The organism is Agromyces tardus (assembly GCF_003710805.1).
GTDB lineage: Bacteria > Actinomycetota > Actinomycetes > Actinomycetales > Microbacteriaceae > Agromyces > Agromyces tardus.
Genome location: NZ_RHHB01000014.1, coordinates 26,442 through 48,407, shown reverse-complemented (window position 1 = coordinate 48,407; position 21,966 = coordinate 26,442). Strand labels below are relative to the sequence as shown.

19 protein-coding genes and 1 pseudogene are annotated in these 21,966 nt (G+C 71.9%); 12 read left to right on the top strand and 8 right to left on the bottom strand.

Annotated elements, in window-relative coordinates:
* Positions 1-105 precede the first annotated feature (105 nt).
* From aceA to EDM22_RS09425, 4 genes are all read right to left on the bottom strand, one after another.
* The gene (gene aceA / locus EDM22_RS09440; protein WP_122936806.1) at positions 106-1,428 is read right to left on the bottom strand and encodes an isocitrate lyase; all 1,323 of its coding nucleotides are present in this window, start codon (positions 1,426-1,428) and stop codon (positions 106-108) included.
* 244 nt (positions 1,429-1,672) lie between these two features.
* A complete protein-coding gene (locus EDM22_RS09435; protein ID WP_122936805.1) occupies positions 1,673-2,590 on the bottom strand; it encodes a hypothetical protein in 918 nt (305 codons plus the stop codon).
* A 205-nt stretch (positions 2,591-2,795) separates the two neighbouring features.
* Positions 2,796-3,440 (bottom strand): GNAT family N-acetyltransferase, encoded by a 645-nt coding sequence (locus EDM22_RS09430; protein ID WP_342768509.1) that lies wholly within the window; start codon positions 3,438-3,440, stop codon positions 2,796-2,798.
* A gap of 102 nt (positions 3,441-3,542) precedes the next feature.
* Positions 3,543-4,412 carry an NAD-dependent epimerase/dehydratase family protein gene (locus EDM22_RS09425; protein WP_122936803.1) on the bottom strand — a complete coding sequence of 290 codons (870 nt, stop codon included), beginning with the start codon at positions 4,410-4,412 and terminating at the stop codon, positions 3,543-3,545.
* Between the two features lie 104 nt (positions 4,413-4,516).
* On the opposite strand from EDM22_RS09425, the gene EDM22_RS09420 reads away from it, so the two are divergent.
* The 6 genes and pseudogenes from EDM22_RS09420 to EDM22_RS09400 all read left to right on the top strand — a co-directional run bounded on the left by EDM22_RS09420 (position 4,517) and on the right by EDM22_RS09400 (position 10,312).
* Positions 4,517-4,969, top strand: coding sequence for a winged helix-turn-helix transcriptional regulator (locus tag EDM22_RS09420; protein ID WP_342768508.1), 453 nt, complete (start codon positions 4,517-4,519; stop codon positions 4,967-4,969).
* Positions 4,970-5,072: 103 nt separating this feature from the next.
* Complete coding sequence (locus EDM22_RS09415) at positions 5,073-5,669, top strand: hypothetical protein (RefSeq protein ID WP_138708059.1); 597 nt, start codon at positions 5,073-5,075, stop codon at positions 5,667-5,669.
* Positions 5,670-5,750: 81 nt separating this feature from the next.
* Complete coding sequence (locus tag EDM22_RS09410) at positions 5,751-6,704, top strand: TIGR03557 family F420-dependent LLM class oxidoreductase (RefSeq protein ID WP_122936800.1); 954 nt, start codon at positions 5,751-5,753, stop codon at positions 6,702-6,704.
* 81 nt (positions 6,705-6,785) lie between these two features.
* Positions 6,786-7,658 (top strand): annotated as a pseudogene (locus tag EDM22_RS20255) (ABC1 kinase family protein); the annotation flags it as partial.
* 92 nt (positions 7,659-7,750) lie between these two features.
* On the top strand, positions 7,751-8,620 hold the full coding sequence (locus EDM22_RS20250) for an AarF/UbiB family protein (protein WP_376917751.1): 870 nt from the start codon (positions 7,751-7,753) through the stop codon (positions 8,618-8,620).
* 168 nt (positions 8,621-8,788) lie between these two features.
* Positions 8,789-10,312: a helix-turn-helix transcriptional regulator gene (locus tag EDM22_RS09400; protein ID WP_122936798.1), complete on the top strand. Its 1,524-nt coding sequence runs from the start codon at positions 8,789-8,791 to the stop codon at positions 10,310-10,312.
* A gap of 273 nt (positions 10,313-10,585) precedes the next feature.
* On the opposite strand, the gene EDM22_RS09395 is transcribed toward EDM22_RS09400, so the two are convergent.
* Entirely contained in the window at positions 10,586-11,392 is an 807-nt protein-coding gene (locus EDM22_RS09395) for a glycoside hydrolase family 16 protein (RefSeq protein WP_212591925.1), read from the bottom strand.
* A gap of 220 nt (positions 11,393-11,612) precedes the next feature.
* Here EDM22_RS09395 and EDM22_RS09390 point away from each other — a divergent pair, with 220 nt between their 5' ends.
* From EDM22_RS09390 to EDM22_RS09380, 3 genes are all read left to right on the top strand, one after another.
* Complete coding sequence (locus tag EDM22_RS09390) at positions 11,613-13,061, top strand: NAD(P)/FAD-dependent oxidoreductase (RefSeq protein ID WP_122936796.1); 1,449 nt, start codon at positions 11,613-11,615, stop codon at positions 13,059-13,061.
* Positions 13,058-13,420, top strand: coding sequence for a cupin domain-containing protein (locus EDM22_RS09385; protein WP_122936795.1), 363 nt, complete (start codon positions 13,058-13,060; stop codon positions 13,418-13,420). Before EDM22_RS09390 ends, EDM22_RS09385 begins: the two co-directional genes overlap by 4 nt.
* 243 nt (positions 13,421-13,663) lie before the next feature.
* Positions 13,664-14,230: an MOSC domain-containing protein gene (locus EDM22_RS09380; RefSeq protein WP_122936794.1), complete on the top strand. Its 567-nt coding sequence runs from the start codon at positions 13,664-13,666 to the stop codon at positions 14,228-14,230.
* A gap of 99 nt (positions 14,231-14,329) precedes the next feature.
* Here EDM22_RS09380 and EDM22_RS09375 read toward each other — a convergent pair whose 3' ends face one another.
* The 3 genes from EDM22_RS09375 to EDM22_RS09365 all read right to left on the bottom strand — a co-directional run bounded on the left by EDM22_RS09375 (position 14,330) and on the right by EDM22_RS09365 (position 17,398).
* Positions 14,330-15,064 carry a winged helix-turn-helix transcriptional regulator gene (locus EDM22_RS09375; RefSeq protein WP_122936793.1) on the bottom strand — a complete coding sequence of 245 codons (735 nt, stop codon included), beginning with the start codon at positions 15,062-15,064 and terminating at the stop codon, positions 14,330-14,332.
* Between the two features lie 13 nt (positions 15,065-15,077).
* A complete protein-coding gene (locus EDM22_RS09370; RefSeq protein WP_122936792.1) occupies positions 15,078-15,536 on the bottom strand; it encodes a VOC family protein in 459 nt (152 codons plus the stop codon).
* Positions 15,537-15,769: 233 nt separating this feature from the next.
* The gene (locus tag EDM22_RS09365; protein WP_342768507.1) at positions 15,770-17,398 is read right to left on the bottom strand and encodes a PucR family transcriptional regulator; all 1,629 of its coding nucleotides are present in this window, start codon (positions 17,396-17,398) and stop codon (positions 15,770-15,772) included.
* A gap of 205 nt (positions 17,399-17,603) precedes the next feature.
* On the opposite strand from EDM22_RS09365, the gene EDM22_RS09360 reads away from it, so the two are divergent.
* From EDM22_RS09360 to EDM22_RS09350, 3 genes are all read left to right on the top strand, one after another.
* Positions 17,604-19,106, top strand: coding sequence for a CoA-acylating methylmalonate-semialdehyde dehydrogenase (locus tag EDM22_RS09360; protein WP_122936790.1), 1,503 nt, complete (start codon positions 17,604-17,606; stop codon positions 19,104-19,106).
* A 145-nt stretch (positions 19,107-19,251) separates the two neighbouring features.
* Positions 19,252-20,658 carry an aspartate aminotransferase family protein gene (locus EDM22_RS09355; RefSeq protein WP_122936789.1) on the top strand — a complete coding sequence of 469 codons (1,407 nt, stop codon included), beginning with the start codon at positions 19,252-19,254 and terminating at the stop codon, positions 20,656-20,658.
* A 94-nt stretch (positions 20,659-20,752) separates the two neighbouring features.
* Positions 20,753-21,958 carry an aminotransferase class I/II-fold pyridoxal phosphate-dependent enzyme gene (locus EDM22_RS09350; protein ID WP_122936788.1) on the top strand — a complete coding sequence of 402 codons (1,206 nt, stop codon included), beginning with the start codon at positions 20,753-20,755 and terminating at the stop codon, positions 21,956-21,958.
* The last annotated feature ends 8 nt before the right edge of the window (positions 21,959-21,966 follow it).

Below are 21,966 nucleotides of genomic sequence, written 5' to 3'. Positions count from 1 at the left end.
GGGCCGGAGGCCGTATCGAGACCAGTGCTGGTTTCGATACGGTCCGCGCTCCTCGACCGGCGGTGGTGGTCTCGAGACGCGCTGCGCGCTACTCGACCGACGGGGTCAGTGGTTGAACTGTTCTTCCTCGGTCGATCCGACGAGGGCGAGCGTTGCGCTGTTGGGGTTCAGCGCCGTGGCGATCTGGTCGAAGTAGCCGGTGCCGACCTCGCGCTGGTGGCGCGTGGCGGTGTAGCCGGATGCCTCCGAGGCGAATTCCGCCTCCTGGAGCTCGACGTATGCGCTCATGTGCCGCTCGCTGTAGTCCTTCGCGAGCGTGAACATGGAGTGGTTGAGGGCGTGGAAGCCCGCGAGGGTGATGAACTGGAACGCGTAGCCCATCGACGCGAGCTCGCGCTGGAACTTGGCGATCTGGTCGTCGTCGAGGTGGCGCTTCCAGTTGAACGACGGCGAGCAGTTGTAGCTCAGGCGCTTGCCCGGGAACTTCGCGTGCACGGCCTCGGCGAACCGGCGGGCCAGGTCGAGGTCGGGCTCGGCCGACTCGACCCAGAGCAGGTCGGCGTACTCGGCGTAGGCGAGGCCGCGGGCGATGACCGGCTCGATGCCGTTCTGCACCTCGTAGAAGCCCTCGGCGGTGCGCTCGCCCGTGACGAAGGGCTTGTCGCGCTCGTCGTGGTCGCTCGTGAGCAGGGTCGCGGCGAGTGCGTCGGTGCGGGCGATGATGATCGAGGGCACGCCCGCGACATCCGCCGCCAGCCGTGCCGCGTTGATCGTGCGGATGTGCTGGCTCGTGGGGATGAGCACCTTGCCGCCCATGTGGCCGCACTTCTTCTCGCTGGCCAGCTGATCCTCCCAGTGCACGCCGGCCGCACCCGCCTCGATCATCTGGTGCATGAGCTCGTAGGCGTTGAGCGGACCGCCGAAGCCGGCCTCGGCGTCGGCCACGATGGGGGCCATCCAGTCGCGGTCGTCGGTGCCCTGCTCGATCTGGCCGGCGCGCAGCAGCGCGTTGTTGATGCGGCGCACGACCGCCGGAACGGAGTTCGCGGGGTAGAGCGACTGGTCCGGGTAGGTCTGGCCGCTGAGGTTCGCGTCGGCCGCGACCTGCCAGCCGCTCAGGTAGATCGCCTTGAGGCCCGCGCGCACCTGCTGCACGGCCTGGTTGCCGGTGAGGGCGCCGAGCGCGGCCGACCACTGCGGGTCCTCCTGCGGCGCGAAGGCGGTGCCGGTGTTCCTCTGGATGTCCTCCCAGAGCTTCTCGGCGCCGCGGCGGGCGAGCGTGCGCTCCTCGCGCACCGGGCCACGGAGGGCGACGACGTCGGCGGCGGTGTAGTCGCGGCGGACGCCGTCCCAGCGGGGGTTCGCGTCCCACTCGAGCTGCAGTTCGGCTGCGGTCTGGGTCTGGTCGCCGGGGCGGTCGGTGCTCATCGTCGTGCTCCTTCGGTGCTGCGGTGCGGATGCTTCGGTGTGTCCGTCGGGCGTCTGCTTCGGTGCCGTCCGGGGGTCTGTGCCTCCACTCTGCGGGCCGCGCAACCCCGCCGACCCTCGATCCGGGGGGTGAACTTTCACGGTTCTTCTGCGCCGCGGAACAACCCCGCTCTCGCGCGCGTCGTGGTGACGACTCCGGATGACGCCAGTTGTCGGAATGGCGGCGGGATTCCGACAAGAGGCGTCACTTCGTAGCAGGCACCCAACCTCGATCGGCCAAAGCGCGGCTCGTGCGCGCGATGAGCTCCGACGGCGGCATCCGCTTGGTGACCCGGATCACCCACCAACCGTCGTCGATGAGGTCGTTCAGCCGCGCGACATCCGTGGCCCACTGATCGACGTCGAACAGGTGGTGCTCGCCCTCGTACTCGACGAGAACGCGATGCCGTCGGAAGACGAGGTCGCCCCGCGTACGGCGCCCCGATCGCAGGACGATCAGGCCGTTGGGCTCGGGCTCCGGCATTCCCGCCCGAACGAGGATCAGGCGGGCGAAGGTCTCCCTTCGCGAGAACACGTCGGCGCGCAGCCACCCGCGCGCATCGTGGAGCGCGCGGGCACCCCGTCGCGATCCGTGACGTGCGATCGCGTCGTCGATCTGCCGTGCGGCGCACAGCGGCTTCGGCAGTCCGAGCAGGCGATCGCCCGCGGCGACCAGATCGTCAAGCGTCAATGCCGCCGCGAGCGCGCACCAGGTGTCGGCCGGCGAGGTCATGCGGGCACCACCGAGCCCCGGCACTCGAATGAGCAGCGGCGCGACGGTCGTCGAACTGCCGACGACGCCCCGGCCGCGAGGCGCACGCGAGCCATCGACGGAGGTGACGTGGAGCCGCAGGTCACGCTCGAGCGCGAGCGGCAACGGCATGCCGTACAGCGCGGCTGCCGTCGGCCCGGAGAAGACGTGCCCGGGTGACATGATCACGGCGTAGGCGCGGCACCGCTCGAGGGTGGTGATGAGTCGCTCCGGGTCGACGCGGACACCGCGGTGCGGGGCTGCGAGGGAGTCCGATCGAAGCCGCCGAGGCGTCACGCCGGCGTGGAGGGCCTCGGCGGTGCTGAACGGTGCGCCCTCGAAGCGCGGCGGCAGGTGCGTGGGACGTCGCATCCGTCGAGCATTCGACGTGGCAGGGCGAGACGGCGCTCGCCGGCGCCGGTCGGTGCGCTCTGCGGTGCGTCGACCCCCTGTCGGGGACAAGTCAACCCGCTGCCCGCTGCCGAGTTGACGCTTCTTGTCGGTATCGGTGCAACATTCCGACAAGAAGCGTCAGTTCGAACGCGAACGCGAACGCGAACCCGAACCGGGCCCGGCGCTAGGCGACGAGCGCCGCCCGCGCGGCCTCGACGCCCTCGACGCGCAGCTCCCAGTCGGGCCGCATGAAGTCGCCGGGCTCGAGCCGGAGCAGCACCTCGCGTTCGACCGTGCCGGGCCGCGCCGTGACGCGCTTCACGCCGTTCTCGCAGTAGCCGAGCTTGCGCGAGACGCTCAGCGATGCCTCGTTCCAGTCGATGGCAGCCGACTCGGCGACCTCGGCGCCCAGGTGGTCGAACGCGAACGCGAGCACCGCGGCGCGCATCTCGGTGCCGAGTCCGGCGCCCTGCCGCGATCGCGTGAGCCACGAGCCCGTCGACACGGTGCGCAGCGGCGTGAAGTCCACGGCGCGCAGGTCCTGGATGCCGATGGGCACGCCGTCGTCGAGCACGGCGAAGTTGAGCATCCACGTGCCGGGTGCGACGGCGGCCCGCTCCCGCCAGAGATATCGCGCCATCTCGCGGCGCAGGGTCTCGGGCGGCTCGTCGGTCCAGGGGTGGGCGAACGGCATGCGCTCGGCGTCGTGGATGCCGCGGATCCCAGCGTCGGCGAGACCCGGGATGTCCTCGTCGCGGGCGACGCGCAGCTCGAGCCGAGGGGTGAACAGGCGCGTGCCGAAGACAGGCCACACGTCGACGAGATCCATCATCCGACCCTAGCGAGCACCGCGGGCCGTGGGCACAGCGCGTCCACAGCGGTGGCGGATGCCGCGGCGCGGGGCCGCGGCATCCGTCACCGTCTCACGGCCTCAGGCCGCTTCGGCCCGGGTGGCGCGCACCTCGTCGAGGACGCCCGTGTGCTCGGGGATCCAGCCGAGGGAGCGGGCCTTCGCGCCGCGCGCGTCCTGGTCGAGCAGCAGCGCGTCGGCGAAGGCGGCGCCGAGGCGCTCGCGCGTGGCGTCCGCCGGCTCGGGCGCGACGCCCGCGGCATCCGCTACGGACTCGGCGAGCTCACGCACCGTGGTGGGCGAGCCGTCGGAGCCGATGACCCGCCCGAGCGTGCCGTCGTGCTCGAGCACGGCCAGGTAGAGCCGGGCGAGGTCGTCGACGTGCACGAAGGTCCAGTGCTGGGTGCCGTCGCCGACGAGCCGGAGCGCGCCCGACTCGGTGCGGGGCGCGTCGGTCACGAGGCCCACGAGTCCGCGGCCGTGCCCGTGCCCGTAGACGATGCCGGGCGCCACGATCGCCGCATCGACCCCCGAGGCGAGCAGTCGCTCCTCCTGCGGCACGCGCCACGCGACGAGCGACGGCGGGTCGAGCGGCCCGTCGTCGTCGAGGTCGGCGCCCGAGCCGTACTCCCAGACGCCGCTCGTGAGCACGAATCGGCGTCCGCCGTGGCCGAAGGCGCGGATCGCCGCGTCGACGACGGTCTCGTTGAACTCGGGCGCCCCCTCGTCGGGCACCGCGGTGTGGATCGCCCCGTCGACGCCGTCGAGCGCCTGCGCGAACCACGCGGCATCCGTCAGGTCGCCCTCGAGCGCAGTGGCGCCGCGCGCGGCGACCCGCTCCGCCGCACGCGCGTTGCGCACGACCGCGACGACCTCGTGTCCCGCGCCCGTGAGCGCGTCGAGCACGGCCGATCCGATGTATCCGGTTCCCCCGGTCAGTAGAATCCTCATGCACTGACGGTATCCATCGGATACCGGTTACTTCAACGGAACCGGACCGGGCCTCCGCAACACGGGGTCACGAACCGGCGCCGCGAGGCGACGAGGAGCCCATCATGCCCGCCACGACGACCCCCACCCGCGGTGCCTCCCAGCCGAAGACGACGACGGATGCCGCGGCGACCCCACTGCCTTCCGTCCCCATGGACGTGCTGCGCCCCGACTGCCCGAGCCGCGTCGTGATGCAGCGCATCGGCGAACGCTGGTCGATGTTCGTCATCCTCGCCCTCGCCCACGGACCGCTGCGATTCACCGCCCTCAAGGCGCGCGTCGGCGTCGTGACGTCGAAGGTGCTCACCGAGACGCTCCGCGCCCTGGAGGCCGACGGGCTCGTCTCCCGACGTGCCTACGACGAGTCGCCGCCGCGCGTCGAGTACGAACTCACCCCGCTCGGCGTCTCACTGCTCGAGCCCATGGCCGCGATGCGCGCCTGGGCCGAGGCGCACGTGCCCGAGGTGCTCGCCTCCCGCGAGCGGCACCTCGACGCGCTCGACGCGGTCCACGGCTGACGCGTGCGTGCCGACGCCGGCCGGCGACGCGCCGCGGTTCGTGGCGTCATCCGACCGCACCGTGCGACACGATGACCCGGTGTGGGCGCGACAGGGATGGATCGTGGTCTGGGTGATCGCGGGAGCGGTGCTCTCGGTCCTCACCGCGCCCCTCGCGGTCGGGTTGGCGCGCGACCAGTTGCACGTCCGCTGCGAAGCGGATCCGCTCGGCGGCGACAGCTTCATCTGCGCCGACGGAATCGGCTACCTCGAGTCCCTTGCGGTACTGCTGTGCGCCGCCGTCGTGCCCGCGTTCCTCTCCGGGCTGCTCATCTTCGTCAACCCCTCACGGACCACGCGGACCCGGCTGCTGGTCGTCGTCGCGATCGCGGGCATCGCCTGGGCGTTCCTCGCGACGTGGTTCCTGGTGCACCGAAGTCACGGGCTCGCCGACACCGCCGCGTACTGGAGCGGGGCGCTCCTGCCTGCCGCGCTGATCCTCGCCGCCGCGTCGGCGACCGCGCTCGGGTCGGTGTTCGGCTCGGGCCGCATCCGGGTGATCGGACTCCGGACGGCCGCGGTCCTCGTGCTCGCCGCGACGCTGGTGCAGCCCGGCCTCGCCGTCTGCACGCTCACCGCGGCCGGCATCCTCGCCGCCGCAGCGGCCGGCGCCTCCGCGACGCAGGGCGCCCCGAGCCGCTCCGACCGCGCCGACCCGTAACGGCAGCGGCCGCCCGGGTCAACCCGGTCCCCGTCGCTGCCGCGCCCGCGTAGCGTCGCCCGGGTCGAAGGGGGACACACCATGCAGTACGGATACAAGCTCGCCGCCGAGGGATTCGGTCCGAAGGAACTCGTGCGCCAGGCGCAGCTCGCCGAGGCATCCGGATTCGACTTCGTCGAGATCAGCGACCATTTCCACCCGTGGCTCGACTCGCAGGGCCACTCCCCTTTCGCCTGGTCGGTGCTCGGTGCGATCGCGGCGGGCACGGACTCCCTCGGCCTCGCGACCGGCGTGACCTGCCCCACGGTGCGGTACCACCCGGCGGTCATCGCACAGGCGGCCGCGACGATGTCGCTGCTCTCCGACGGACGCTTCACGCTCGGCCTGGGGTCGGGCGAGCGGCTCAATGAACACGTCGTCGGCCGCGGCTTCCCCGCCGTCGCCGAACGCCAGGCGATGCTGCGCGAGGCCATCGAGATCATCCGGCTGCTCTGGTCGGGCGGCTACCACTCGTATCGCGGCGAGTACCTCGATCTCGAGGACGCGCGCGTCTTCGACCTGCCCGAGCGGCTTCCGCAGATCGTCGTCGCGGCGGGTGGGCCGGATGCCGCGGAGCTCGCCGCCGAGCTCGGCGACGGGATGTTCGGCACCGAGCCGAAGGCCGAGCTGTTCGAGGCCTACCGGTCCGCGGGTGGGGCCGGTCCCGCGTACGGCGAGGTCGGTCTCGCCTGGGCGGAGGACGAGGCCTCCGCGGTTCGAGCCGCCTTCGAGTCGGCCCGGTGGTCGCTGACGGGCTGGAAGGTCATGAGCGAGTTGCCCAACCCGGCGAACTTCGAGGCATCGGCGCGATACGTGCGCGAGGAGGACGTCGCGGGGCAGATGCCGTGCGGACCCGATGCCGCGAAGCACCTGGCCGCGATCCGGCAGTACGAGCAGGCGGGCTACGATCACGTCGTGCTCATGAACAACGGATCCGACCCCGACGGATTCCTCGACTTCTTCGCGCGTGAGCTGAAACCGCAGCTCGCCGGCTGAGTCCACGATCCAGGCTCGCGGCAGGCGAGCGGATGCCGCATCCGCCCGCCTGCCGATCTGCCGAGTATCCGCACCGCGCCGATGCGCATCGCCGCGCCGTCGCCTTGGAGGAGACCACGACAGGGCACGGCGAAGGGCGGAACGGTGGAAGGCGCACGAGGGGTCACGATCCCGAAGATCGGGGACGTGCTGGCCCGGGTGTCGGGCGCCGACGCCAAGGCGGCGAACGGCTCGGTGCTCAGCCGGGGCCGTCGCTTCGCCGAGCTCAACCGCATCGCCCGCCGACACGGGCTCCTGCCCTTCCGGAAGCTCGACCTCTCGAGCGATCCGAGTCGTGCCTCGCTGCGCGCCGCGCAGGCGCAGGGGTTGCGGCTCGCACTCGAGGAGGCCGGCGGGGCGTTCGTGAAGATGGGCCAGCTCATGTCGACGCGGGCCGACATCCTGCCCGACGAGTACGTCGCGGCGCTGTCCGGCCTGCAGCAGTCCGTGGAACCCGCCGAGTGGAACGCGGTCGAGGCCGAGCTCGAGGAGGAGTTCGGCGGACCGCTCACGAGCGTCTTCGCACGGTTCGACCCGACCCCGCTCGCCGCGGCATCGATCGCCCAGGTGCACCGCGCGACGCTCCACTCCGGCGACGTGGTGGCGGTCAAGGTGCGCCGGCCCGGCATCGTGCCCGAGGTGCGCCGCGACGTCGACATCGCGCTGCGCGTCGCCAACGCACTCGTCCGCACGTCGCCGCAGGCCCGCGCGCTCGGCGTGCAGGCGGTCGCCGAGCAGTACGCCGCCGACCTGCTGCGCCAGCTGGACTTCCGGCTCGAGGCGGTGAACCTCGCGGCCATGCACGCCATGCAGTCGCGCTCCCCGCGTGCCGACGAGCTGCGCCTGCCGCGGCCGCATCCGTCGCTGTCGAGCGACCGCGTGCTCGTGATGGAGTTCCTCGAGGGCGAGACGCTGGCGACCCGGCGCGCGCGCGCCGCGTCGAACGGCGCGGTCGGCGGCCCGCGCCGCGCGCAGGGTCGGCCGAGCTCGCGCAGCTCACCGAAACCATGCGCACCGTGCTGCGCGCGTTCGTGCGGCAGATCGCGTTCGACGGGGTCTACCACGCCGACCTCCACCCCGGGAACATCCTGGTGCTCGCCGACGGGCGGCCCGGCCTCGTCGACTTCGGTTCGGTGGGCCGGCTCGACCTGCAGCTGCGGGAGGCGATCCAGGAGCTCGTCATCGCGTACCTGCAGGGCGACACGCAGCTCATCGCCGACGGGTTGCTCGCGCTCGCGCCGCTGCGCCCCGGCGCCGACGAGGCGGTGTTCCGGCGCGACCTCAGCACCTTCATCACGTTCGAGCTCGGACCGGGCGCGGTGGTCACCGTCGCCACGGTCGACGCGCTCGTGGACCTGCTGACCCGGTACGGGCAGACCGTTCCCGCCGAGTTCGTCGCCGCCGCGCGCGGCTTCGCGGTGCTCGACGGCACGCTGCGCTCCACCGTGCCCGACTTCGACCTCATCGAGGAGTCGCGGGCGATCGCCGCCGAGCAGATCCGCGACCAGATGACGCCCGCACACGTGCGCCAGCTCGTCACGACCGAGGCGCTCGCGCTGCTGCCGAGCGTGCGCAGACTGCCCCGCCGCATCGATCGCATCGGGTTCGCGCTCGAGAACGGGTCGCTCAACGTCAACGTGCGGCTCCTCGCCGACCACCGCGACCGCCGCCTGCTCACCGGGCTCGTGCGCCGGTCGGCGCTCCTGCTCGCTGGCGCGGGCGCGGCCGTCGCGGCACTCGTGTTCCTGACCATGTCGCCGCCCTCGGTCTCCGGGGTCGTCACGACGGCGTCGGCGGGGTTCGCGCTCGCCATCGGCGCCGGCGCGCTGCTCGCGTGGGCGGCGCTCGACGCCGTCGTGGCACGTCGTCGCTGGTAGCCGCAGCGGCGGCGGCTGCGGCTGCGTGCGCCCCGGTGCAAAAATTCGTGCTGATTTCACGAGCGGATGCTGCAGCCTGAGCCGATTCCGGCTCGGAATCCGCCACGAAGACGGAACGATCGCAGTTCTTCCGTTTGCGACATCCGCTCGCTCATGTGAGCATGAGGCATGGTCACCGCCGATCGCACACGTCGCCCCACGGTCCTCGCCGCCTCCGTCGCCACCGCACCCGTCGTGCTCGGTGCCGTCGAGGCCGACGGCGACGAGGTCGACGCGCTGACGCTCGGCCGCCGCATCCGCGATCGCCGCACCGCCCGCGGCATGACCCTCGGCGAGCTCGCCGCCGCGATCGACCGGGCGCCGTCGCAGGTCTCGGCGATCGAGAACGGCAAGCGCGAGCCGCGCCTCTCGATGCTGCGCACGATCGCCCTCGCCCTCGGCACCACGGCCGACGAGCTGCTCAAGCCCGACGCCCCGTCGGAGCGCGCGGCCCTCGAGATCGCCGTCGAGCGAGCCCAGCGCGGCCCGGTGTTCTCGGCGCTGGGCCTCCCCTCGTTCCGCGTCGCGAAGGGCATGACCGACCAGACGTTGCAGACGATCCTCGCGCTGCACAACGAGATCGACCGGCTGCACCGCGAGCGCGCGGCCACGCCGGAGGAGGCTCGGCGAGCCAACGCCGAGCTGCGCGCCGAGATGCGCGCCCGCGACAACTTCTTCCCCGAGCTCGAGGCGCGCGCGGCCGAGCTGCTCGAGGCCGTCGGCCACGCCGGCGGACCCGTGTCGCACCAGCTCGTCGCCGACATGGCCTCGCACCTGGGCTACTCGCTGCACTACGTGGGCGACCTGCCGCACTCCACGCGGTCGGTGACCGACAAGCGCAACGGCCGCATCTACCTGCCCACGCAGCAGTCGCCGTCGCGCGACTCGCGCTCGCCCATCCTGCAGGCGCTCTCGAGCCACCTGCTCGGGCATGAGGAACCGCGCAACTACGGCGACTTCCTGCGCCAGCGGGTGCAGACGAACTACCTCACCGCCGCGATCCTGCTGCCCGAGCAGGCCGCGGTGCGCTACCTCAGCGAGGCGAAGAACCTGCGCCGCATCTCGATGGAGGAGCTGCGCGACCACTTCGCCGTCTCGTACGAGACCGCCGCCCACCGCTTCACGAACCTCGCGACGGCGCGCCTCGACATCCCCGTGCACTTCATGAAGGTGCACGAGTCGGGCACGATCATCAAGGCCTACGAGAACGACTCGGTGAAGTTCCCGTCCGACGCGCTCGGCGCCGTCGAGGGCACGATCGTGTGCCGCAACTGGACGGCGCGCACCGTGTTCGACGTCGAGGACCGATTCAGCCCGTGGTACCAGTACACCGACACGCCCTCGGGCACGTTCTGGTGCACCTCGCGCATCGAGAAGGCCAAGGAGGGCGAGTACTCCGTGTCGGTGGGCGTGCCCTTCGAGCACGTCAAGTGGTTCCGAGGGCGCGAGACACCGCACCGGGCGGTGTCACGCTGTCCCGACGAGTCGTGCTGCCGCCGCGCGCCCGGCGATCTCAGCGACAAGTGGGCGGATGCCTCGTGGCCGGCCGCGCGCACCCCGACCTCGCTGCTCGCGGCGCTGCCCACGGGGACGTTCCCGGGCGTGGACCAGACCGAGGTGTACCAGTTCCTCGAGGCGCACGCGCCCCGCTGACCCGCCGGTCGAGTAGGCACGCAGCGCGACCCCCGCCGGTCGAGTAGGCGCGCAGCGCCGCCTCGCCGGTCGAGTAGGCGCGCAGCGCCGTATCGAGACCCTGCGTTCCGGATCTCGATACGCGCTTCGCGCTACTCGATCGACGGGGTCGCGCTTCGCGCTACTCGATCGACGGGGTCGCGCTTCGCGCTACTCGATCGACGGGGTCGCGCTTCGCGCTACTCGATCGACGGGGTCGCGCTTCGCACTACTCGATCGACGGGCGCCCCGGGATCAGCGCGGCCGGAACCCGCGCACCCGCTGCACCTGGAACTCCTTCGGATACCGGCCGGCGTCGCCCTCCTCTGGCGGGAAGTGGAAGACGTCGAGCATGAGCTGCAGGGGGTAGCCCGGTGACTGGTCGGTCTCGCGCACGAGCCGCCCGTCGACGAAGAAGCGGATGCCGCTCGGCAGCCACTCGATGGCGTAGTCGTGGAACTCGCGCAGGTCGCCCTCGACGCGCACACGGTCGAAGTCGTCGGCGACCGCGGGGTCGTTGAACGGGTGCACGCCCATGCCGACGAGGCCCGCGGCATCGGTGAGCTCGCGACCGAAGATCTCCATGACGCAGATCTCGGCCGAGCGCTCGGGCTCGTCTTCCACGCCGATGAGCCACAGGGCGACCATGCTGTGCGGGTCGTCGGTAGCGGCGGCGCGGACCTCGACGATGCCGTACTGCGGCGCGTACAGCCGCTGCTCGGCCTGCTGCTCGCGCACCACGAGGCCGTCGCGGAACGGGTGCTGCCCCGAAGCGCTGCCGACCGGACCCGACCGCACCCCGGTCTGCAGGTTCGACACGCGCACGCTGCCGTCGTACTCGATCGACCACGGCGGCTGGTCGGCGTCGACCCGCAGCGTGAGCAGCCCGTCGCCGACGTCGTAGCGCGCGCGAGTCTGCTCGCGGCTCGACCACTGGGGAAGGTAGTGCGGCACCCACTGGGCCGGATCGAGGTCGGGCCCCGAGAAGTCCGCGTCGAACTCGAGTTCGTAGCGCGCGTAGTCGAGGGTCGCAGGCAGGTCGGTGACAGGCTGTTCGCTCACAGGCAGTCCTTCGCGGGGTCGGTCGCGCGGATCGCGCTGATCCCATGTTGCCCGGGGCCACCGACATCCGCGTCGCCCTGAAGGATGAGGCGCCAGCCCGAAGTTGTCCATCCGGCCAATTCGTCCGGCGCGGCGCGGATGTCGCGACACCGCGCCACTGGCGGCTCGCCCCCCCGCGCGGGAGGATTGGGGCACCACGACGCATCGGAGTGAGCCCCGGATGGGAACGACCGTATTCGAACGGCGCCGGCCAGCGGCATCCGTCATCGACCATGCCCTCGCCGAGACCCGACAGTCGGTGTTCTGGCTCGACGACCTCTCGGCCGAGGCGAAGCGCCCGCGGCCGAAGCTCACCGGCGAGCGGGTCGCCGAGCTCGCCATCGTCGGGGGCGGCTACACGGGCCTGTGGACGGCGGTGCTCGCGAAGCGACGCAACCCGGCGCTGCACGTCGTGCTCGTCGAGGCGAAGACGATCGGCTGGGCGGCATCCGGGCGCAACGGCGGCTTCTGCGAGGCGAGCCTCACGCACGGCCGCGAGAACGGCCTGGCCCGCTGGCCCGACGAGCTCGAGACCCTCGACCGGCTCGGACTCGAGAACCTCGACGCGATCGAGGCCGCCGGCGCCGAGCTCGGCATCGACTTCGAGTTCGAGCGCAACGGCGCCCTCGACGTCGCCGTGGAGCCGCACCAGCTCGAGTGGCTGCACGAGTCGATGGCGGATGCCGCGGCGCGCGGCGACGACACCGTGCGGTTCCTCGACGAGGCCGCGATCCGCGCCGAGGTCGCCTCGCCTACGTACCTCGGGGCGGTCTGGAACACCCGCACCTCGGCGATCCTCCACCCCGGCAAGCTCGCGGCCGAGCTCGCACGCGCGGCCGAGGAGCTCGGTGTCGAGATCTACGAGCAGTCGCCCATCCGCCGGTTGTCGACGCCCGGCTCGACCGGCGCGGTGACGCTCATCGGCGACCAGGGCCGCGTGGTCGCGCGCCACGCCGTGCTCGCGACGAATGTGTTCCCCTCGCTCCTCAAGCGCAACGCACTCATGACCGTGCCGGTGTACGACTACGTGCTCATGACCGAGCCGCTCACGAACGAGCAGCTCGCGTCGATCGGCTGGGCCAACCGGCAGGGCATCGGCGACATGGCGAACCAGTTCCACTACTCGCGGCTCACGCGCGACAACCGCATCCTGTACGGCGGCTACGACGCGATCTACCACTACGGCGGCCGTGTGCGCGAACGGTACGAGGAGCGCCCCGAGAGCTTCCGCAAGCTCGCGAGCCACTTCTTCACGACCTACCCGCAGCTCGAGGGGCTGCGCTTCTCGCACCGGTGGGCGGGCGCGATCGACACGTCGACGCAGTTCGCCGCCTTCTACGGCACCGCGCGCGACCATCGGGTCGCGTATGCGGCCGGGTTCACGGGGCTCGGCGTAGCGAGCACGCGCTTCGCCGCCGAGGTCATGCTCGACCTGCTCGAGCAGCGCGAGAACGAGCGCACCTCGCTCGAGATGGTGCGGAAGCGCCCGCTGCCGTTCCCGCCGGAGCCCGCGGCATCCCTCGGCATCAACGCCACGCGCTGGTCGCTCGACCGCGCCGACCACGAGGGCGGCCGGCGCAACCTGCTGCTGAAGACCCTCGACGCACTCGGATTGGGGTTCGACTCATGACCATCGAAGTGGGCAGGCTCGTTGCCAGCACGATCGCGGATGCCGCATCCGTCGCCCTCGAGCACGAACCCGTGCCGGCCGACCAGGTCGTCTCCGGCGCGCCGACCACCGGGCACCTCGTGCTCGACGACGACGGCGGCCGAGTGGTGGGCGTGTGGGAGATGACGCCGGGCGCGATGCACGACACCGAGGCCGACGAGGTGTTCGTGGTGCTCGCAGGCGCCGCGACCGTGGAGTTCCAGCATCCGGTCGCCGACCCGATCATCCTGGGGCCGGGCTCGGTCGTGCGCCTCACGGCGGGCACGCGCACGATCTGGACGGTGCGGCAGACGCTGCGCAAGGTGTACGTGGCGCCGTAGCGCCGGTCGCCGGTCGAGTAGCGCGAAGCGCGTATCGAGACCCCTCGCCGGTCGAGTAGCGCGAAGCGCGTATCGAGACCCCTGGCCGGTCGAGTAGCGCGAAGCGCGTATCGAGACCCCTCGCGACCGGGGTCTCGATACGGCCCTGCGGGCCTACTCGACCGGGGTCTCGATACGGCCCTGGCGGGCCTACTCGACCGGCGGGGCGCTGGCCCATTCGACCGGCGGGACGATACTGGAACGGTGGACTCCGCATCCGACACCTCCGACACGCCGACGGTCGTCGCCGTCGCCCGCGACGACGCGCACCGCTTCTCGAAGCCCGTGCGCGACGAGATCGTGCTCATCGCCGGGCACGGCGTCGAGGGCGACGCGCACGCGGGCCCGAAGATGCGCCATCGGTCGCGCGTGAAGGGCGCCGACACGCCGCCGAACCTGCGGCAGGTGCACCTCATCCAGCGCGAGCTCTTCGACGAGCTGGCCGTCGAGGGCCACGAGGTCGCGCCCGGCGAGCTCGGCGAGAACGTGACGACCGCGGGCGTCGACCTGCTCGCGCTCCCGCGTGGCACCCGGATCCGGCTGGGCGACTCGGCCGAGGTCGAGCTCACCGGCCTGCGCAATCCGTGCGTGCAGATCGACCGGTTCCAGTCCGGTCTCATGAAGCGGCTCATCCGCCGCGACGGATCCGGTGCGACCCATCGACGGGCCGGCGTCATGGCCGTCGTCGTCGACGGCGGTACCGTGCGGGCGGGCGACGCGCTCACCGTCACGCTGCCCGACGGGCCGCGGGAGCCGCTCGACGTCGTCTAGGCGTGGTGTGCGGGTCGAGGATGCCCGCCAGGGCCGACTCGAGACCGCGGCCCCGGGTCTCGATACGCGCTCCGCGCTACTCGACCGGCGGGGGCGCAATCAGGCGACGGATGCCGCGGCGGCATCCGATGCGGTCGCGGCATCCGTCGGCGGCACCACCGGGTCGATGCGGAACGTGCGCGTGAAGCGCACGAGCGTCTCGGCGTCGCCGGCGAGGAGCGACACGGACGCGAGGTCGAGCGCGCCCACGAGCAGGTCGCGGAACTCGACCGGGGCGAGTGCGAGCTCGACCCACGCCTCGAACGCCGGCTCGGGCTCCGCTCGTCGCGGCTGCGGGAGCGCGCCCGGTCCGATCGGCACGACGTCGAGCGTGCCGTGCACGACGACCGCCGCGACCGAGACGCCGCCCACGTGGAGCACGTACTCCGTGGACGGCATCCCGGCCGCGGCATCCGACCGGAACGCGGCGCGCAGCGCCATCGCGAGTGCGTCGCTCGACACGAGGTCGCCCTCGGCGGGCTCGCCGGGCACCGACCAGCCCCAGCGTTCGAGGGCGACGACGACGGGTTCGAGCCCGCGACCGAGTTCGGTGAGCTCATAGCCGCCGCGCACGGTCGGCACGCGGCGGATGACGCCCGTCTCCTGCAGCTCGCGCAACCGGTCGCTGAGGATGTTCGTGGGGATGCGCGGGAGGCCCGCCTTCAGGTCTCCGTATCGGCGCGGTCCGACGAGCAGGTCGCGGACGATGAGGAGTGCCCATCGATCCCCGACCCGCTCGAGCGCCCGGGCTGCGCCGCTGTACTGGCCGAAGCCGCGCGCCCCGCGTGCAGCCATGTTGCGGGCCGGGTCAGGCCGTCGTCGACGGCGTCGCGCCGGCCTGCTCGGCGAGGTAGGCGTCGGGCCCCATCTGCGCCGCCGCGGGCTCCATGTAGAGGAACCCGAGGATGTTGCCGTCGGGGTCCTCGAGGTCGCGCGAGTACATGAAGCCGAGGTCCTGCGCCTCGCGCGGCTCGGTGCCGCCGGCGGCGAGTCCCTTTGCGAGCACCTCGTCGACCTCGTCGCGGGAGTCGCGGGTGAACGCGATGCTCGTCTGAGCCTGGGTCTTCGGGTCGACGATCTGCTTGTCGGTGAAGGTGCCGAGGTACTCGCGGGTGAGCACCATGAAGTAGATGTTGTCGGCGAGCACGACGCAGGCCGCGTTCTCGTCGGTGAACATCGGGTTGATGGTGAAGCCGAGCGCCTCGTAGAACGCCTTCGAGCGCTCGAGGTCGGTCGTGGGCAGGTTGACGAAGATGCTGGTGCTCATGGTGTCCTCCAGTTGCGTGATCGGTGTCGGTCCGGGTTGATGTGCACCAGCTTGCTCTTTGCAAGTGCACTTGTCAATAGCAAGTGAAGGGCGTCGACGGCGAGGGTCTCGGGACGCTTCGCTCCTCGACCGGCGACCGCGCACCCGCCGGTCTAGTAGCGCGGAGCGCGTATCGAGACCATCTGCGGCTCGGGTCTCGATACGCTTCGCTACTCGACCGGCGGGGAGAGGGGTCAGCGCGCCGCGGTGCGCCGCACGAGCAGCGCCAGGTGCAACGCCGTGAGCGTCTCGCCGTCGTCGAGGTCGGCGTCGAGCAGGTCTCCGATGAGCGCGAGCCGCTGGTAGAACACCGATCGCGAGAGGTGGCTCGCCGCCGCCGCTGCGGTGCGGTTGCCGGGGTGCGCGAGCATCGCGCCGAGCACGTCGAGCAGGTCGCCGCCGCGCGCGAGGTCGTACTCGATGAGCGGCGCGAGCATGCGCTCGCCGTGCTCCTGCAGCCGGTGGTCGTCGCGCAGCGACGTCACGAGCCGAACGAGCGGCCGATCGTCGGCACGGCGGATGACGGGACCGCGCGCCGCGCGCGGCAGGGGCGTCGCGGCGAGGTCGAGCGACTCCTGCACCGCCACGAGCATGCCCTCGAGGTCGCGCGCGGGCGTGCCGATCGAGAGCACGACGCCGGCCGCAGCGGCATCCGCCGGACCGGCAGCACCCACGAGCGACGCCGCGAACCGCCGCGCTGCGGCGTCATCGAACCGCGTTCCGCCGGGCAGCGACAGCAGCACCACCCGCGCCGACGCAGGCGCCGCACCGCCCGGTGCCGTGCCGTCGAGGGCGCGGCCGCCGAGGGCCCTGGCCGCGGCATCCGCTACGCCGGTGGCAACCCGGCCACCGGTCACCACGAGGCCGAACAGGCTCGCCCCCATGAGCGGGAGCCCCGCCGCCTCGACCCGGGCGGTCGCGCCGGCGACGCCTGCGAAGCGCCCCGCGAGGAGCCCCTCGACGAGTCGCTGCCGGCCGATGCGCGCCCACGAGTCGTCGTCGCCGTCGGCGAGGCGGCCGAGGGCGAGGGCGATCGCGCCCTGCTCGAGCACGCTCGTTCGGCCCGCAGGGTGCGCCGGCCCCGGCAACGCGATCAGGTGGCCCCAGCGGATGCCGCGCGCCTCGACGGGCACGACGAGCCAGCCGTCGGCGGGCGCCGCCGCATGGGCTCGGCGGCGGTCGGCGTCGCGACGATGCGCGTCGCGCGAGCGCCGTTGCCAGTCGGCCAGCAGCTCGTGCTCGGCCGACGGCGCCACCTCCGCGGCGACGACCTCGTGCGCGAGGTTCTCGAGCACCACGGGCGAGCCGAGCGTCTGCGCGAGCTGCTGCACGATGAAGTCGGCGGGCGCGCCGCGCAGGGCGAGCGCCGTGAAGCGCTCGCGCACCTCGTCGCGGGCGTGCAGCGCCGCGGTCTGCTCCGAGATGATGCGCCGGTGCACGGCCTCGGTGAGGGCGACGAACTTCACCTCGCGGTGCAGGGCGACGAGCGCGAGACCGTGTTCTGCTGCGGTGTCGACGACGACCGCGGGCACGTAGCGGTAGTGGGCGCCGAGCTCGAGCACGAGCCCCGAGAGCCCCGTCTCGACGAGCCCGGCGATGAGCGCCCGCAACTCGTCGGGCTCGGCCGGCCAGCCCGCGCCCGTCGACAGCAGCAGCTCGCCGCCGTCGAGCAGCCGCGCCACCCCCGGACTGTCGGAGACGTGCACCCACCGCACCCTCGCCTCGAGGGCCGCGTCGCCCACGAGCACCTCGGCGACCCCGCCCGCGAACGCGTCGAGCTCGAGGATCTCACGAACCGTCGGGAGCCCGTCATCACTGGGCACCGACGCAGGAGCACCGTCCGGACGATCCGTTCGAATCGACTCGTCTTCGCGACGGAGTGCCATCCGAGCCGCCTCTCTGCCTCTGTCACACTGGGGGAAACGCCAGCTTAGACGACGTCGGTCGATCTGTCCGATGATTGCGAGCCGGCTGCACTGCAGCTGCGGATGCCGCGGCATCCGCCACCCGAACGCACCAAGGAGCGCCATGAGCGACACCCTCACCCGCACCCTCGTCCGACACTTCGTCGGCGGACAGGAGGTCGGCAGCGCCGACCGCACCGGTCCCGTGTACAACCCCGCCACGGGCGAGGTCGCCCGCGAGGTCGCCTTCGCCTCGACCGAGGAGGTCGACGCCGCGATCGCCACGGCCAAGGCCGCGCTGCCGGGCTGGCGCGCGACCGGGCTCGTGAAGCGCGCCGACGTGTTCTTCAAGCTGCGTCACCTGCTCGTCGAGCGCCAGGACGAGCTCGCCGAGATCCTCACGAACGAGCACGGCAAGGTCATCTCCGACGCCAAGGGCGAGATCTCGCGCGGCATCGAGAACATCGAGTTCGCCGCCGGCCTCGTGCACCTGCTGAAGGGCGAGCGCTCGGAGCAGGTCGCGCGCGGCGTCGACGTGCACTCGGTGAAGCAGCCCGTGGGCGTCGTCGGGGCGATCACGCCGTTCAACTTCCCCGTCATGGTGCCGCTGTGGATGGTCGCCTCGGCGATCGCGTGCGGCAACACGGTCGTGCTGAAGCCGTCCGAGAAGGACCCGAGCGCCTCGCTCTTCCTCGCGAAGCTCTTCCAGGAGGCCGGGCTCCCCGACGGCGTGCTCAACGTCGTCAACGGCGACAAGGTCGCGGTCGACGCGATCCTCGACTCGCCCGACGTGCGCGCGATCTCGTTCGTCGGCTCCACCCCGATCGCCCGCTCGATCTACGAGCGCGCCTCAGCCAACGGCAAGCGCGTCCAGGCGCTCGGCGGCGCGAAGAACCACATGGTCGTCATGCCCGACGCCGACCTCGAGGGCGCAGCGGATGCCGCGGTGTCGGCCGCATACGGCTCGGCCGGCGAGCGCTGCATGGCCGTGTCGGTGCTCGTCGCCGTGGGCGACGTGGCCGACGACCTCGTCGAGGCCGTGCGCTCGCGCATGGGCGCGCTGAAGATCGGCGACGGCACCGACCCCTCGAGCGAGATGGGCCCCCTCATCACGCGCGAGCACCGCGACAAGGTCGCCTCGTACGTCACGAACGCCGCGGCCGAGGGCGCCACGGTCGTCGTCGACGGCACGCAGCAGCAGTTCGACAACGACGGCTTCTTCGTGGGCGTCTCGCTCGTCGACCACGTGCAGCCCGGCATGAAGGTGTACGAGGACGAGATCTTCGGCCCGGTGCTCTCGGTCGTGCGCGTCGAGTCGTACGAGGAGGCGGTCGAGCTCATCAACGCGAGCCGCTTCGCGAACGGCGTCGCGATCTTCACGCGCGACGGCGGCACCGCGCGCCGCTTCGAGTTCGACATCGAGGTCGGCATGGTCGGCGTGAACGTGCCGATCCCCGTGCCGATCGGCGCGTACTCGTTCGGCGGCTGGAAGAACTCGCTCTTCGGCGACTCGCACATCTACGGCCCCGAGTCGGTGCACTTCTACACCCGCTCGAAGGTCGTGACCTCGCGCTGGCCCGAGCCGAGCGAGTCGCAGATCAACCTCGGCTTCCCCTCGAACCACTAGTCATCCCGCCGGTCGAGAAGCGCGCAGCGCGTATCGAGACCATCCCGCCGGTCGAGAAGCGCGCAGCGCGTATCGAGACCAGCGACGACCGGGTCTCGATAGGCGGCTCCGCCGCTACTCGACCGGCGACCCGAAAGGACCCTCCATGACCGACACGCTCGTCGAGACGGCGACGTACACCGATCGGCACGGCACGCGGCATCCGCTGCCCGATGCCGCCGCCGAGGCGCAGGTGCGCGCCGACGACCGCAGCCACGTCTTCCACTCCTGGAGCGCGCAGGCCCTCATCGACCCGCTGCCCGTGGCCGCGGGCGAGGGCTCGACGTTCTGGGACTACCAGGGCAACTCGTTCCTCGACTTCTCGAGCCAGCTCGTGAACCTCAACCTCGGGCACCAGCACCCCGACCTCGTCGCGGCGATCCAGCAGCAGGCGGGCCGCCTCGCGACGATCCAGCCGTCGATGGCCTCCGACGTGCGCGGCGAGCTCGCCCGGCGCATCGCCGAGGTGGCCCCCGGCGACCTCGACAAGGTGTTCTTCACGAACGGCGGGGCGGACGCGAACGAATACGCCGTGCGCATGGCCCGCGCCGTCACCGGCCGCCGCAAGGTGCTGTCGATGTACCGCAGCTACCACGGCGGCACCGCCACGGCGATCTCGCTCACGGGCGATCCCCGCCGCTGGGCGAACGAGCCGAGCGACGGCAGCGTCGCGCACTTCCTCGGCCCGTACCCCTACCGGTCGTCGTTCCATTCCGACAGCCCCGAGCAGGAGACCGAGCGCGCGCTCGCCCACCTCGAGCAGGTCATCACCCTCGAGGGCGCGAACACGGTCGCGGCGATCATCCTCGAGACCGTCGTGGGCACGAACGGCGTGCTCGTGCCCCCGCCCGGCTACCTGCAGGGCGTGCGAGCGCTCGCCGACAAGTACGGCATCGTCTACATCGCCGACGAGGTCATGGTGGGCTTCGGCCGCGTCGGCGAGTGGTTCGCGGTGAACCACTTCGGCGTCGTGCCCGACCTCATCACCTTCGCCAAGGGCGTGAACTCCGGGTACGTGCCGCTCGGCGGCGTGGTGATCTCGCAGCGGATCGCGTCGCACTTCGACACCGTCGCGTTCATGGGCGGCCTCACGTACTCGGGCCACCCGCTCGCGTGCGCCGCGGGCGTCGCGACGTTCGAGGTGTTCGAGCGCGACGGCATCCTCGAGCGCGTGCGCGACCTCGGCGAGCGCGTCGTCGAGCCGCGCCTGCGCGAGATCGCGGCGACGCATCCGTCGGTCGGCGACGTGCGCGGGCTCGGCCTCTTCTGGGCGATCGAGCTCGTACGCGACCGCGAGACCCGCGAACCCCTCGTGCCGTTCAACGCGAGCGGGGCGGATGCCGCGCCGATGGCCGCCGTCGCCGCCGCCTGCAAGCAGGCCGGCCTCTGGCCGTTCGTGCACTTCAACCGCATGCACGTGGCACCGCCGCTCGTCATCACCGAGCAGGAACTGGTGCGCGGCCTCGACATCATCGATGAGGCCCTCACGGTCGCCGACGGCTTCGCGGCCTGACGCGAAGGCGGATGCCGCCCTGGGAGTACCATGGGCGGCATCCGCAGGGCCGTCGTGCCGACGACGCTCAAGATCTCCGGGGGGAGACGAGTTCATGGCCGACCGATCCACCTCCGACCGAGTCGCATCCGTCGCCGCTGCGACGCCGTTCCAGTTGCTGTACGAGTTCTACCGGCTCTCGGGCTACGAGCATCGACGGCACGAGCCCGGCGTGCTCGACTTCACGTTCGGCGATCCGCACGACCCGCCGTCGCAGGCGTACGTCGACATTCTCCGCGACGCCCTGGTGCCGCAGCACGAGCTGTGGTTCGCGTACAACTTCGGCGACGCGAAGGCCATCGAGGCCGCGACGGAGTCGCTGCGCCGGCACCTCGGCATTCCCTTCGAGGTCGGCGACGTGCACCTGACCACGGGCGGCTTCGCGGCGATCTCGACCGCGCTGAAGATCGTCGGCGACGCGGGCGACGAGGTCGTCTACAGCCTCCCGCCGTGGTTCCTCTACGAGCCGCTCATCCTGGAGGCCGGACTCGTGCCGGTGAAGGTGTCGATCGACCGGGAGACGCTCGACCTCGACCTCGACGCCATCGCGGCCGCCATCACGCCGCGCACGCGCATCGTGATCGTGAACAGCCCGAACAACCCCACCGGGCGGATCTATCCGCCAGCGACGCTCGACCGCCTCGCCGCGATCCTCGAGGAGGCGTCGGCACGGAATGGGCGCCGCATCTTCCTCATCTCCGACGAGGCCTACAACCGCATCGTCTTCGACGGCCGGCGCTTCCGCAGCCCGGTTGAGTTCTACCCGTGGAGCTTCCTCGCCTACAGCTACGGCAAGACGCTGCTGTCTCCCGGCGAGCGCGTCGGGTACCTCGCCGTGCCTCCCACGATGCCCGACCGGAAGGCCTTCCGGGATGCGATCGAGACCGTGCAGATCGCGGGCGGATGGCTCTTCCCCAACGTGTCGATGCAGTACGCGTTGCCGCGGCTCGAGACGCTCGCGTTCGACCTCCCGCTCTTCCAGCGCAAGCGCGACGTGATGGTGGCCGCCCTGCGGGACATCGGCTACCGCGTCGCCCTGCCCGAAGGGACGTTCTACCTCTTCCCCGAGTCGCCGCTCGACGACGATGTCGAGTTCACGCGAGCGCTGGACCGCGAGGGCGTGCTCGTGCTGCCCGGGCGCATGTTCGAGACGCCGGGCTTCTTCCGCATCTCGCTCACCGCCACGATGGAGACCATCGAGGCGGGCCTGCCCCGGTTCGCCGCCGCCTTCCGCGCGGCGGCCGGGTCGCCCGCCGGCTGAGGCGATGC